We start from the raw sequence: 14,580 nt of genomic DNA on the forward strand, positions 1-14,580 counted from the left end.
GCAAATTTGACATATGTTCCTTAACATTTCAGTCAAGATTATATATGCTCGTGCAGCCAATTAAAGCAAAGGATAAGAAATGGATACAACAAAGAAATTTATTGCGGCATTTGCGTTCGCAGTTTTATCATTTTCAGCTCTTGGAGTTGGAAGTCCTAAGGCCATTAAGGGTGGAACATTCAAATATAATCTAGGACAAGCGCCTACAACTTTGAATCCACTATCATCTACAGATGCTTACGCCTCTTCAGTTCAATCTTATATTATAGAAAGTTTAGCTGATAGAAATCCTGATACATATGAGTGGCAGCCTCTTCTTGCAAAGAGCTGGGAAGTTTCTAAGGATGGTACAGAGTACACATTCACGCTTAGAGATGGAGTTAAGTGGCACGACGGAAAGCCATTAACAATTGAAGACGTTAAGTTTTCTTTCGACGCAATTGTCGATCCTACTAATAAATACAAAACGGCTCAAATTAAGCCATACTACGAAAATATTGCTTCAGCAGAAGTAATCGGAAAAAATAAAATCAAATTTACAGCAAAGAAAAAGTACTTCGGAAACTTTGATGTTGTTGCCGGACTTTCTATTGTTCCAAAGCACATCTACGAAAATCCAACAGAGAAACAACAAAAGAAATTAAATAAGACTCTTATTGGAACGGGTCCTTATACTCTTGATGGTTACAGAAGAGGTAAGCATATAACTCTTTTAAATAATAAGTCTTGGTGGGGAGCTAAAGATCCAGCAAGAAAGTTTGAGCACAACTACGGTAGAATCCTTATGAGGTTTGTTAAGGATGGAACAGTTGCAATTCAACGTCTTCAAAAAGGTGACCTTGACTTCAACGGTTTAACAGTTGAGGAATTTGAAAGAAAGACAAATGGTCCTCAGTGGGGAAAATCTGTTTTCAAAGTAAAGACTCAAAATAAAGCACCTACAGGTTACGGTTTCATTGGTTGGAACCTAAAGGACAGAATCTTCAAGTCAAAAAAGGTAAGAGTTGCTCTTTACCACTTACTAGATAGAGAGAAGATGATTGAGAAATTCCGTTTTGGTATGTCTCTTCCAGCAACAGGTCCTCTTTATAGACAATCAATTTATGCAAACGAAAAAGTGAAGCCAGTTCTCTATGATCCAAAGAAAGCTCTTAAGCTTTTAAGAGAAGATGGTTGGGCCGATACTGATAAGGATGGAATCCTAGATAAAGTTATCGACGGTCAGAAAGTAAATCTTTCATTTACAATCCTTGAGCCAAATCAAGAATTTGTTAAGTACCTCACAATTTATAAAGAAGATGCCAAGAAAGCTGGTGTAGATATCAATGTTAAATTTGTTGAATGGAACACATTCATTAAGAAGCTTGATGAGAGATCATTCGAAGCCGTAAGACTGGCTTGGTCTGGTGGATCGATCAACTGGGATCCTAAGCAAATTTGGCACTCAAGCTCAGCTTCTGCTTCGGGGTCTAACTTCATCTCTTATTCTAATCCAAAGGTTGATAAGTTAATTGATGAGGCGAGAGTAACTCTAGATAAAGAAAAGAGAATTGTGCTTTTAAAAGAAGTATATAAGCAAATTGCTGAAGATGTACCTTATGCATTCTTCTTTAATGAGAAGTATAGATTCTACGGACACACAGACAGACTTAAGCGTGAAAAAGATACGTATCAATTTGATCTAGGTCTAAGTTACTGGTGGCTTAAAAAGTAATACACCAGAAGTTGAAGCTGATAGGAGTTAGAGTTGTTTAATTATATTTTAAGAAGAATCCTGCTGATGATCCCTGTTCTTTTAGGGATCACTGTAGTGACATTTGCCATTATAAATGTTGCGCCAGGTTCGCCAATTGAGCAGAAAATTCAACAAATGCGTTTTGGTGGAGTTGGTTCAGATGGCGGTGGTAATGCTGGTATGAATAATACCAGTAAAGATAGTGCCATAAGTGAAGAAGTTTTAGAGGCACTTAAAAAGCAATATGGTTTTGATAAGCCTGTTCATGTTAGATATTGGATTTGGCTTAAGAATATTGCAAAGCTAGACTTTGGAGAGTCATTCACATACGAAGAGCCAGTACTAGACGTTGTCTCTAGTAAGTTTCCGGTCTCTCTTCAATTTGGTATTGTTTCTCTCTTGTTCTCATATTTGATTTGTATTCCTCTTGGTGTGATTAAGGCCATTAAGAATGGAACTAAGTTTGATATGATCTCAAGTGTTGTCTTATCTGGAATGTATTCAATTCCAGGGTTTATGTTAGGTATTATCCTTATTGTATTCCTTGCTGGTGGAGCTTTCTTTGAGTGGTTTCCTGTGGGTGAGTTATACTCAGACGATTACTATGATTTAGATCTTTGGGGAAAAATCGTAGATAGAACTCATCACTTTATTTTACCACTTGTCTCTTACATGATTAGTCAGTTTACAGTTCTAACTCTTCTGATGAAGAACTCACTTATTGAGGAAATTAAAAAGGACTACGTAAGAACTGCTAGAGCAAAAGGTCTAAGTGAAAAAGTTGTTTATTTAAAGCATGCTCTTAGAAATGCTTTGATTCCAATTGTGACAGGGATCGGTTCTTTCTTGGCAGTGTTCTTTGCAGGTTCTCTTCTAATTGAAACAATCTTCCAATTAGATGGAATGGGTCTACTAGGTTATCAATCACTTCTCGAGAGAGACTATAATGTTATTATGGGGCTTGTGTTTATCCAGTCTTTAATAATGCTCGTTGGTAACTTAATAAGTGACCTTTGTTATGTTCTCGTTGATCCAAGGATAGATTTCTCATGATTGAAAAACGAATTAAAAATGAATTAACACTTAAGAGGTGGAGACGTTTTAAGAGAAATAGACCTGCGGTTGTGTCAGCGGTTATTTTTATTATTTGTTTAGTCTTAACTTTTGCGGCTCCATTGATCGCAAATAGTAGACCTCTTTATTTAAATTATAAGGGAACAAGTTATTTTCCTGTCTTTAAGCAATATCATCCAACAGAGTTTGGGATAAAGACAACGTTAATAATGAACTACCGAAAACTTGAATTGTCAGATGACGATACAGCTATCTGGCCAATTATTAAGTGGAATCCTAACGAAAGTAATAGTGAAGTAGATTATTATCCAGCACCACCTACTGAAAATAATATTATGGGAACAGATGATAGAGGACGCGATGTATTCACTAGAGTTCTCTATGGTTTCAAATATAGTATTGTTTATGCTGTCGCCGTCTGGTTTATAACATTCTTGTTAGGTGTTGTTGTTGGTGGAATTAGTGGTTTCTTTGGTGGAAGAGTTGATATTCTCACTCAAAGGGCCATCGAAGTTCTAAGTACTGTTCCGCAATTCTTCTTACTTATTATCTTAATTGATATCTTTAGTCCTTCTCTGGGAATGCTTATCATCATTTCATGTCTCTTCTCATGGATTCCGATTAGCTACTATGTTAGAGGGGAGTTCTTAAAGAATAGAAAGAAAGAATTTGTTGAAGCAGCTAGAGGGATGGGTTCTAAGAATGGAAGAATCATCTTTAAGCATATTCTTCCAAACTCGCTTTCGCCTATAATTACTTTTACGCCTTTTGCAATCTCTGGTCATATCATGGGACTGGCTTCTCTTGATTACCTAGGATTTGGTCTTCCGGTTCCAACTCCATCTTGGGGAGAGCTTTTGGCCCAAGCGCAGAAGAATTTTACTATTGCATGGTGGTTGGCAGTTTATCCTGGTCTGGCCCTAGCGGCGACACTATTTCTACTAGTTCTTATTGGTGATGGTGTTCGAGATGCAATGGACCCAAAACTTTCAGAAAATTAAGAGATCTTAATACTTTAGCCCTCATTTTGAGGGCTTTTTCTTTAATAAACAGCTAAATTTTGCTCACAGTAATTCCGATAGGATACTGTGAGAGTTTATTTATTATCTATACTTCTATTCATTTTTACTTTGCAAGCAGGTGCTATAACCTGCGAAGAAAGGATATTAAATCAATACAATGATGACTTTCACCGCTTTCTAGAAGAGAAGTTTTCAGAGAATTCTAACTTAGAGCTATTTAAGACATTTGGCTTTCTTGGTAAACCGACTGAGCATGGCTTTAAGATGGTTTTAAATACTTCAATTGATGCAATGGCAGGCTCTGAGTCTATGAAGTTATTTGAACAAGCTGCGAGTGAGTTTGTTAAATCAAAGGCCAGGGGTGGGACAGATTATGAGGTCCTTAGAGGGCACCTTTTCTTTTTTCCTGAGGATTCTAACCTCGTCTGCCAATCAGCTTCTGTGTACCTAGATGAAGCGGCACCTATTTGTTCAATAAATGAGATTAAATTTAATAGTGGTCGCATTGGAGAGCTAAAGAGCTTTCTCGATAATATCTTCGAAAATATTCCTCAAATGGAGTTAGAAGAAGTTGATCCCAATCCATATAAAGTTGAAAAGAGAGTTCGCATCAATATGAAAGATGAGCTCTTTTCAAGTACGAACTTCGAACTAAAAGTCGTTGGTGGAAATTGCGATCTTGAGGGAGGCCTTAAGAGAGAGTTTAACTGTACAGCAGTACTAGGTGAGAGTATTGAGTTAAACCTTAGGGTTGAAAATTTAAATGATGACATCGTTTTAGAGGTTTCTTCTAAAGATGGATATTCCCTTAATCCAGTTGAGGGGAAAACTTATGAATATGAAATAGAGAAGAAGTCATTAAGTAAAGAAGACGAAATCCTCTCAAGTGAGAACTTTGAAATTGTATCTGGAGAGTGTAAGGGGGAAGGGACGAGAATTATCTGTGAAGCACCTTCTGAAACATATACTCTAAAAGTTATCCCAGAGGGAAAAACAAGTGAAGAGATGTCTCTAGATCTGAGTCCAAGTCATGGCTTTGAACTTAAGCTTCGACCTGATGAAAGCGCTCAGTTTAAAATTGTTCAAGCGTTCTTCTATGATTCCAGTGAAAATAGTTTAGAGGAATTGGCCAAGGTGGAGTTCGCCACTAACGACAATTGCACTGTCATATCTTCAAAAATAAAAATTTTAAAATGTAAGAAGCTTCTTGAGCCATACTCTGTCGAGGCCACTTATTCAGGTTCAGTTGTTGAGGTTAAACGCGTCGAGATTGGCTCGTTCGAAGAATTTTCACTTAAGCTGACAAGAAGTAATGCTGATTCACTTTCTCAGGATGATCAGGTTGTCGTTCTAGGTGATGGTGAAGAAATTAGTCCATCCTCATTTGATGAATATGGAATTAAATTAAATATCACGACAGATCCAAGTCATGAGTTTACGTATTCTAAATCGCAATCACTTATTTCATCAAAGAAAGAAGATGAATCTTATAGCTTGAAGATTGATTTACTTCACAATTCTAAAGTGGTTGATTCAAAAAATATTTCCATTGATAAGTATATTGCTGGTGATAATTACTTCTTTGACATCATAAAGGGAAATAGAAGATGTCAGTACCGCTTAATGAAATTTGCAGGTAATGATAACTTTCTTGGAATTGGTCAAGAAGAGTATATTAGTAAATTGATGAAGGTTGAGGTTGAGGCCAGTAGAGCTAGCTGTTCTGATGTTCAACAGGGGAAAGATTCAATCCAAGGTTTTTGTACGCTTAGAAGAGATAAGTTACAAGATAGGGTTACTATAAAGTTGATTAGTAATGGAGCAGTCGTCAGAAGTACGAGCTGTCTTATCGTTAATGAAGATTATAATGATGATGACGAGGATGAAGACGACGATAGAGTGTTTAGATCTTCTAGTAGTAGCTCTGCCTATGCAGATCAGCTAACTGATTCAATCTCTAAGGCCATTCCGAATTACTTTAGTTCAAAGTATCAAACTCAACAACCTTCATATTACAACCCGCTTATGTATAACTACGGGTACTATCCTTATTCTAATTATTCCCCAGGCTATTATCAAAGCCCGGGGTTATGGAATACGATGTATATGTTTAATCCTGCGACCTATTAATTATCATTGATCGGAATAAGTTTAATTTCCTTGGTAATTATCTTACCTTCTCGCAAGATATCAGCTTTAACAATATCTCCAACTTTGTATGCTTCAAGTACGTGGTAGATATCATCAATTGTATTTACGTTCTTTTTGTCGATCGCCAAAATTATATCTCCCGGATAGTGACGACCATATTGATCTCTTGTGAAACCTTGTAGTCCGGCCTTGCCTGCACCACCTTCTGGGTCAACATAGAGAACGACAATCCCTTTTTCTATTCCGAGTCTAGCCTTTTGGTATTCACTCGCAGGTCCAATGCCGATACCTGGTCTAGTAACTTTTCCATTTTTAATAAGATCGGGAACGACCCTTTTGATGATAGCAACTGGTACAGCAAATCCAATTCCTGCACTTGATCCTGACTTACTATAGATCACAGTATTCATACCAATGAGCTGGCCTCTAGAGTTTAGGAGAGGTCCACCGGAATTACCTGGATTAATTGAGGCATCTGTTTGGATCATTCCGTAGATTCTAACGTTTCCAATTCCCATAATCTTTCTATCAAGAGCAGATATAATTCCACTTGTAATTGTATGGTCGAGACCAAATGGATTACCTATGGCCATGGTCTTTTGTCCAACTTTTAATATTTTTGATTCACCGACTTTAATTGGATAGAGAGTCTTAGGTCTTTCTACTAACTTTAAAACTGCAACGTCTTTATTGCTAACTTTTCCAACAAGCTTGGCCTTATATTGCTTCTTGTCTCCGTGGAAAGTTATGAGAAAACTATCACCACCTTCTATCACGTGATAATTTGTGATGATATGCCCGTCAGTATCCCAGACAAAGCCAGTACCTGCACCTACTGGGATTTCTGTAGCATCGTAGTCAAAGAAACCTCTTCGTGCCTTTTTTATATTGGTAACGTTAACAACACTCTTAACAGTACTCTCAAAAACGGAAACCGTATTTTTCTCGTCTTCAAGTAAGAGGGAACTTTCTGATGACTGTGAGGCCAAGGATAAGAATAAGGAAAAAATTAAAATGACTGCTTTAATACTTTTCAAAATTACACTCCATATCTTTGAGTTTAGTTGATGGACTTCCTTTATATAGATATAATGAATTTCGTTTCTATCTGCAAGAAAGCTTTGCGTAAAAATACTGTCAACTGGGAGAAAAATCTTGGAAATTCAATACTTTAATAGAGGGAATCAAAATGTGGAGGTAGAGAAGGTCTACGGTGATGCCGGTGTGAAATGGCTATACCAGTCCAGTTTGGGAAAGTTTCTCTCTGCTCCTTTGGTTAAGGCCCCTATTAGTGTTCTCTACGGTGCGCTTCAGAGTTTTCCAATAAGTAGGTTAAAAGTCCCAGGCTTTATCAAGAATTTCGATATTAAGATGGAAGAGTTCTTGCCTGAGGAAGGCCAGACGGGTGCAGATTCTTACTCAAGCTTCAATGCTTTCTTTATACGTAAATTTAGAGAGGGAGCTAGAAGAATCAATATGGCTAAAAATATTATGCCGGCCTTTAGTGAGGCAAGGTATTTTGGATATGAAAGTATTACTGATGATAAATTAATCCCTGTTAAAGGAAAGTTTCTAAATGCAAAGGAGCTTCTTGCTAACTCAAAGTGGGAAGGGACATTTACGGATGGTCCTCTTTTATTGGCGAGACTTTGTCCTGTGGACTATCATCGTTTCCACTTTCCAGATGATGGTAAGGTTCTTGATCACTATAAAGTTGGTGGTCTTTACCACTCTGTGAATCCAATTGCTTTAAAAGAGAAACAAGATATCTTCTCTACTAATATTCGTGAAGTCACAATCATGGAGACTGAGAACTTTGGTAAGTTGGCCTATGTTGAGGTAGGCGCCATTTGTGTGGGAAGAATTGAGCAAAGTACTGACTTAACGGACTTTAAAAGAGGAGAGGAGAAAGGCTATTTTCTCTTTGGAGGTTCAACTGTCATCGTTATTGGCGAAAAAGGAAAGTGGTCTCCAAGCCAGGATATTCTAGAGTATACAGAAAAAGGTATGGAGACTTATATTCAACTCGGTGATGAAGTCGGGCTTAGTAAGTAAAGCTTGCAAAGACAGGGAAGTGGTCTGATGGATAGATCTCTTCTCTATGTTCTTTGATAATTTCAATTGATTTCGTTTTAAAGAAACGATCCGTAAGTATCCAATCGATTCTACTTCCCTCGTCGTGAACACCATCAAATTTATGAAAGCTTGTTTCTTCTTCTTTACCAAGAAATTGCCAAGCATCGTAGAGATTTGTCCACTCTCTATTGATAACTTCCCTGACATCTTCAGCAGGTGATTCGTTAAAGTCTCCTGTGAGAATAATTGGGAGGCTCTTAGTGTTTATTTTCTTTATCTCTGATATGAGAACTTGAATCTGTGATCTTCTCGTGTGAGATTTTACATGATCAAGGTGAGTATTAACGTAAATAAACTCTTTCTTTGTATCTTTAAATACTCCATGAATCCAAGTGCAGAGTCTAGGAAATGCAGAGTCAAAAGACTTTGTTCCGGCTTCGTAAGGTGTTTCACTCAGCCAAATATCTCCGCTTTCTTTTACCTCTACTGTGAGGGGATTAACGAAAATACATGGGTACATTCTCTCTGTTATCCACGAGCGGTGACCATCAATCAGAGTGTGGGCAGGTAGAAGTTGATCTAGATCTTTTAATTGAGGCTCTCTTCCTTCCTGTGTTCCGAGTAGATCGGGAGCAAAGTTATTTATGAGCTCACTGAGTAGAGACTTTCGTCCCGCCCAGTCATTTGGGGCGTCAGCAGGATTATCGAATCTAATATTTGTACTCGCTACTTTTAACATTTAGAACCCTGTGTTTCATATTGAGAACGCTTATTTAAAGGTTATTGAATAATCAACGCTTTAGCAAATATTAAAGTTGGCACCTCACTTGCTTTACATCATTAGTAATCGCCCGCAAGGGGCAGAATCAATGTTCAAATAGGGGAGAGCAATGGTCAATGTTGAAGAAATACAGAAAGATTTATTAGAGCAATATATGGCGATGTTTAAGAAGCCAACAATAGCAAATCTTTCAAGAGACTCAGGTATTCAAAAAACAAGGTTCTTTAGACTTTTAAATGGAATGGATATGAGATTGTCTGAGTTTTTAATTCTAAAGGAGAGGATTCTTACTCTATCGAATACAAACTCATCAGAGAGCTTACAAAGTATTGCTCATGAATGTGAACTTCAGCTAGAGCAGAGTGAAATTAGCGAATTAGCGCAGATGATGAAGAGAAAAATGAGAAGAGTGAACTTACGAAGAACGATAAAAATTCAAGAAAAAGCAGCATAAGGGGAGCGCATATGGATTTACTAATTGAGCAGAGATATGTACTGGAAGCCATTTCAAAGGGAGCAAAAACTCTCGATAAGATCTTGGAGTCAACAGGTCTAGATAATTCGATGATTAATAATATTATTCCTGAACTCCTGATTAATAATTTAATACAGTACAAGAATAAAGAATACTCTATTGACTTAAGTAATACTTCTCTCTGGAAAAATGAAGTTAATAAAAAGGAAAATATAAAACAAGAAATTAGAGATCTACTTTGCTCAAGCGTTGATCTAATGCATAAAGAAAAGGCCCTACATCTTAGGAAAGTTTACTTGAGTGAACTTGAAGAGAAGTTATTGAATATTGAACTGGCTAGAGTTGAGAAGCTCATTAATGATATCTATGAAAATAAAAAAGAAGTGGATAATGTTAAAAATATGAAAGTCGTCTATTGGGGCTACTCAAATTATCGAGATATGATTTCTTTAAAGGGAGCCTAACTAATAGCTCTTAGTAATTCCCTTCTTGTCTCTTGCAGTAGTTCTAAAACCTCTTCGGCCTCTTCTTCTGTGTATCTGGAGAGGCCACAGGCGGGTGCTAGCCAACAATTTAATACATTATCTCTAAGCACCGGCTTCCAATATTCAAAATTGTGGCATAGAGAAATACTCTCATCATGCGTGCTCACCACTCCTACAATTGGCGTAATACCTCTGGCCAGTAATTCATTGATAAACTCTTTTGGCTCTTCGATTAAGTTCGCATCAAATGAGAGGTGAGTAATATTATTTGAAGTTATATATTCCATAGTCACTTTATTGCAGCAGTGTAGAGCAATTGGTGAAGCATGAGATTTCATCTTCATTTGAGGATCATCAATAAAGTGAATTTCCCTTTTCATGAACTCTCTTTTGGAGTCATGAAAGCATTGTGTTTTAAATGTCCCAACTTCTTTTACTTTTTGGATAAAAAAATCAAAACACTTAAAGTCTTCAATAGTATGAATCTTTAGAGAAGATTCTATTTTTGTAAGTTCTGGTAGAAAGGGAATATCAAATTTTAGAGAAAAGTTTACAGCACTTTCAATATCTGTGTGAGGAAGGCTTCCAATTCCAGTGATGGGTAGGAGTTTATCCATCATAGCCATAGGTTTCTAGCATATCTCTTAATAGGTCAACGAGCTCATGGCGCACATCAATTCCCTCTGGAGATTCACTACAGCAACATAGATAACCCAACATTGTTGGCCAACTGGTTACTCTCTCTTCTTTCTCTAACCAGTGGTGGAAGAACTCTATGGCCACGGTCCATTCTTTTAAAGAGTATGTCGATCCATCAACGGAGTTAAAAAGTATTTCAATGGCCTTATGACCATCGGGGTTAGAGCGAGTAAATTTATAAATATACTTTACGAGAATATTAAAGGACTTTGGAGTTTCACTTGAGAGGGCGAGTTTTACCAACTCATCATCACTTAAATCTCTAGTGTGAATAATTTGTCTAGCAGCTTCAACGCTCTTGTACCAAAGTTCTTCATCACTATTCTTTGTTTTTATTGCTGACTCTAACACTTCTTTCACTTTTACTCTGGGTTATAGCCAAGATTTGGTGCAAGCCATCTCTCAACTCTCTTAATTTCCATATCTTTTCTCTTAGAGTAGTTCTCTACTTGATCTCTTGCAATCGGGCCGAGCGTAAAGTACTTAGCACCAGGGTGACAGAAATACTGTCCTGAGACTGAAGATGGAGGATTCATTGCGCAATTCTCTGTTAGAGAAACACCAATCTCACTCTCTACATTTAGAAGGTCCCACATGATAGGCTTCTCTGTGTGGTCTGGACAAGAAGGGTAGCCTGGTGCAGGTCTTATCCCTCTATACTTCTCTTTGATGAGATCTTCATTGCTGAAATTCTCTTCTTTTCCATAACCAAACTCATCTCTTATTACTTTGTGCATATATTCGGCAAAGGCTTCAGCAAGACGATCTCCAATGGCCTTAACCATAATGGCGTTGTAGTCATCGTTTCTTTGCTCATAGATTTTTGCAAACTCCTCAACTTCATGTCCCATTGTTACAACAAAGTTTCCGAGGTAATCTTCTCTTCCAGATTCCTTTGGCGCAATATAGTCACTAAGGCAGAGGTGAGGCTTATGTTCCGACTTTTCTTTTTGCTGTCTTAGATAATGAAATGTTTCAATCTTCTTTCCATTATCATCGTAGACTTCAACATCATCGCCAATAGAGTTGGCTTTGTGAATTGATACAATGGCCTTAGGTGAGAATCTCTTCTCTGCAATAACTTTTTCTAAAATAATATTAGCATCTTTAAATAAAGACTTTGCTTGCTCACCATACTTTTCATTATTTAAAATTTTAGGATAGGTACCTTTAAGTTGCCACGTCCAAAAAAGAGGTGACCAATCGATATAAGGAACAATTTCCTCAAGCGATACATCTAGATACTTCTTTATTCCAGTAAAGCTTGGAGTGGCAATCTCTTGCTTTTCCCAGTCACAAATGAACTTCCACTCTCTAGATTGCTCTAAAGATACTAATTTACTTTGATCCTGCTTGCCGAGATCAAAACGCTCTTTTAGCTTTGCTTGATGCTCTTTAAGCTCTTTCGTATAAGCAGGGGCAGTTGTAGGGTTCAAGAGTTTTGAGCATACTTCTACAACGAGAGAAGCATCTCCAACTTGGGCGACTGGTCCACTATAGTGTGGAGCAATCTTGATTGCATTGTGGGCCTTACTTGTTGTGGCCCCTCCAATCATAATTGGACAGCTAAAACCGAGCCTTTCAAATTCTTTTACGTTATAGATCATCTCATCAAGAGAAGGGGTAATCAGTCCACTCATTCCGATAATACAGGCGTCGTGCTCCTTGGCCTTTTTAATAATTTCTTCGCAGCTAACCATGACTCCTAGATCAATGACTTCGTAGCCATTACAAGCGAGAACAACTGCAACAATATTCTTTCCGATATCATGAACGTCACCTTTAACAGTAGCGATGACAAATGTTCCCTGCTTTCTAGCATTGGCATTCTTCTTTCTCTCTTCTTCCATAAATGGTTCAAGATAAGCGACGGCTGCCTTCATTACCCTGGCGGATTTAACAACTTGAGGTAGGAACATTTTCCCTGAGCCAAAAAGCTCTCCCACAACTTTCATTCCTTCCATCAAAGGTCCCTCAATAACATTGAGAGGAATTCCTAATTCTTGTCTGGCTTCTTCTGTATCTTCTTCAATATGAGTTGAAATACCTTTAACAAGGGCGTGAGTCATTCTCTCTTGAAGAGTTCCATGTCTCCACTTGTCATCTTTAACTTCTTTCTTCTTTCCCGAACCTTTAATCTTCTCAGCAAAGTCTACTAGCTTCTCTGTGGCATCTGGATGTCTATTTAACAGAACATCTTCCACCAATTGTAGGAGATTAGGTTCAATATCTTCGTAAACACCAAGCATCCCGGCGTTTACAATTCCCATATCTAATCCGGCCTTGATCGCGTGATAGAGAAATGATGAGTGAATTGCTTCTCTTACGACATTATTGCCTCGAAATGAAAAAGAAACGTTTGAAACTCCACCACTTGTTAGAACTCCTGGACAAGTTTCCTTAATTTCTTTTACCGCTTCGATAAAATCAAGAGCGTAATTATTATGCTCTTCAATTCCGGTGGCCACGGTTAGAATATTTGGGTCAAAAATAATATCTCTAGGGTCAAAGTTAACTTTTTCAACCAATATCTTATAGGCCCTTTGGCAAATTCTAACTTTATCTGCTTTATCAGCGGCTTGCCCCTCTTCATCGAAGGCCATGACTACAGTGGCCGCACCATAGGATTTGATAAGCTTTGCTTGCTCAATAAACTTCTCTTCCCCCTCTTTCAAAGAAATGGAATTTACGATTCCCTTTCCTTGCATACACTTAAGACCTTCTTCGATAACTTCCCATTTTGAACTATCAATCATTATGGGAACCTTACAAATCTCAGGCTCTGATGCTACGAGATTCATAAATTTGATCATACATGCTTTGGAGTCGAGGAGACCTTCATCAAAGTTGATATCAATAATGTTGGCACCATTCTCAACCTGTTGCCTCGCTACTTCAAGAGCTGTGTCAAAGTCACCATTTTTAATAAGCTTTGCAAACCTTGGAGAGCCCGTGACATTAGTTCTTTCTCCAACCATATAAAATGGGCGAGACTGATCTTCTCTATCAATATAGAGAGGCTCAAGACCAGAGAGGTTCATCACTTCTTTAAGAGTTGGCTTAACTCTTGGCTTTTTCTCTTCAAGCTTTTCTCTAATCGCCTTAATGTGAGAAGGTGTTGTCCCACAACATCCTCCTACAAGATTTAAGAAGCCAGAGTCTGCGTAATCTTCTAAGAATGTTGCTGTATCAATAGGTAGTTCGTCATACCCTGTATCACTCAGCGGATTGGGAAGACCTGCATTTGGATAACAACTTGTATAGCAGTCCGCAATTTGCGAAAGACGATCCATATAAGGACGCATTTCTTTAGCACCAAGAGCACAATTGATACCCACACTAAGTGGATTTGCATGTCTAACTGAATTCCAGAAGGCCTCAATTGTTTGACCAGATAGAGTTCTTCCTGATGCATCAGTAATTGTTACTGATAACATTACTGGTACTCTGTAATCTAGTTCATTAAATAATTTATCAATAGCAAAGATCGCACACTTAATATTCAAAGTGTCGAAAGTTGTTTCTGGAAGTAGGATATCAGCTCCACCTTCTAAAAGAGCTTTGGCCTGCTGATAGTAATTTTCAACTAACTCATCAAATGTAACTGCTCTGTAAGCAGGGTTGTTTACGTCTGGTGACATGGAAGCCGTCTTATTCGTTGGGCCGAGAGCTCCGGCAACAAAGCATTTTCTTGTAGGATCTTTTTGCATCATCTTTTCACATGCTCTTTTAGCAATGCGAGCGGACTCAACATTTATTTCATAAGCAAGATCCTCTAGATGGTAATCCGCCTGCCCAATTCTTGTCGCACTAAACGTATTTGTCTCGATAATATCAGAACCGGCCTCGAGGTACTTGAAGTGAACTTCTTCAATAATATCGGCGCGTGTAAGAGAGAGAAGATCATTATTTCCTTTTAGTGGACTAGCGTGATCTTTAAATCTCTCTCCTCTAAAGTCTTCTTCTTCTAACTTATATTGCTGAATCATTGTTCCCATAGCTCCATCCATGAAAACAATTCTTTTATTCAATAGCTCGAGTAATTCATTACCCATTGTTGTATATGGTTTTAATTCTGACAT

At 37.8% G+C, this 14,580-nt stretch carries 12 protein-coding genes; 7 read left to right on the top strand and 5 right to left on the bottom strand.

Annotation, left to right across the window (positions count from 1 at the left end):
• Positions 1–79: 79 nt before the first annotated feature.
• The 4 genes from BMS_RS01480 (at position 80) to BMS_RS01495 (ending at position 5,961) form a co-directional block, all read left to right on the top strand.
• Positions 80–1,714: an ABC transporter substrate-binding protein gene (locus BMS_RS01480; protein ID WP_014243014.1), complete on the top strand. Its 1,635-nt coding sequence runs from the start codon at positions 80–82 to the stop codon at positions 1,712–1,714.
• Between the two features lie 33 nt (positions 1,715–1,747).
• Positions 1,748–2,788 carry an ABC transporter permease subunit gene (locus BMS_RS01485; protein ID WP_014243015.1) on the top strand — a complete coding sequence of 347 codons (1,041 nt, stop codon included), beginning with the start codon at positions 1,748–1,750 and terminating at the stop codon, positions 2,786–2,788.
• Complete coding sequence (locus BMS_RS01490; RefSeq protein ID WP_014243016.1) at positions 2,785–3,810, top strand: ABC transporter permease subunit; 1,026 nt, start codon at positions 2,785–2,787, stop codon at positions 3,808–3,810. The genes BMS_RS01485 and BMS_RS01490 overlap by 4 nt, the downstream gene beginning before the upstream one ends.
• Positions 3,811–3,897: 87 nt before the next feature.
• On the top strand, positions 3,898–5,961 hold the full coding sequence (locus BMS_RS01495) for a hypothetical protein (protein WP_014243017.1): 2,064 nt from the start codon (positions 3,898–3,900) through the stop codon (positions 5,959–5,961).
• Here the strand turns inward: BMS_RS01495 and BMS_RS01500 are convergent.
• The gene (locus BMS_RS01500; protein WP_014243018.1) at positions 5,958–7,019 is read right to left on the bottom strand and encodes a S1C family serine protease; all 1,062 of its coding nucleotides are present in this window, start codon (positions 7,017–7,019) and stop codon (positions 5,958–5,960) included. The two genes, BMS_RS01495 and BMS_RS01500, sit on opposite strands and share 4 nt — an antisense overlap.
• Before the next feature lie 118 nt (positions 7,020–7,137).
• Here BMS_RS01500 and BMS_RS01505 point away from each other — a divergent pair, with 118 nt between their 5' ends.
• A complete protein-coding gene (locus BMS_RS01505) occupies positions 7,138–8,037 on the top strand; it encodes a phosphatidylserine decarboxylase (protein ID WP_014243019.1) in 900 nt (299 codons plus the stop codon).
• Here the strand turns inward: BMS_RS01505 and BMS_RS01510 are convergent.
• Complete coding sequence (locus BMS_RS01510; RefSeq protein WP_014243020.1) at positions 8,027–8,797, bottom strand: endonuclease/exonuclease/phosphatase family protein; 771 nt, start codon at positions 8,795–8,797, stop codon at positions 8,027–8,029. The genes BMS_RS01505 and BMS_RS01510 overlap by 11 nt on opposite strands.
• A gap of 151 nt (positions 8,798–8,948) precedes the next feature.
• On the opposite strand from BMS_RS01510, the gene BMS_RS01515 reads away from it, so the two are divergent.
• Complete coding sequence (locus tag BMS_RS01515) at positions 8,949–9,293, top strand: hypothetical protein (RefSeq protein WP_014243021.1); 345 nt, start codon at positions 8,949–8,951, stop codon at positions 9,291–9,293.
• An 11-nt stretch (positions 9,294–9,304) separates the two neighbouring features.
• Complete coding sequence (locus BMS_RS01520) at positions 9,305–9,778, top strand: hypothetical protein (protein WP_014243022.1); 474 nt, start codon at positions 9,305–9,307, stop codon at positions 9,776–9,778.
• Here the strand turns inward: BMS_RS01520 and BMS_RS01525 are convergent.
• The 3 genes from BMS_RS01525 to metH are packed head-to-tail and all read right to left on the bottom strand — an operon-like array spanning position 9,775 to position 14,580.
• Positions 9,775–10,419: a hypothetical protein gene (locus tag BMS_RS01525; protein ID WP_157868210.1), complete on the bottom strand. Its 645-nt coding sequence runs from the start codon at positions 10,417–10,419 to the stop codon at positions 9,775–9,777. The two genes, BMS_RS01520 and BMS_RS01525, sit on opposite strands and share 4 nt — an antisense overlap.
• Entirely contained in the window at positions 10,409–10,858 is a 450-nt protein-coding gene (locus tag BMS_RS01530; protein WP_014243024.1) for a hypothetical protein, read from the bottom strand. Before BMS_RS01530 ends, BMS_RS01525 begins: the two co-directional genes overlap by 11 nt.
• Positions 10,859–10,860: 2 nt before the next feature.
• Positions 10,861–14,580 (bottom strand): methionine synthase, encoded by a 3,720-nt coding sequence (gene metH / locus BMS_RS01535; protein ID WP_014243025.1) that lies wholly within the window; start codon positions 14,578–14,580, stop codon positions 10,861–10,863.

The organism is Halobacteriovorax marinus SJ, from assembly GCF_000210915.2.
GTDB classification, from domain to species: Bacteria; Bdellovibrionota; Bacteriovoracia; order Bacteriovoracales; family Bacteriovoracaceae; genus Halobacteriovorax; species Halobacteriovorax marinus.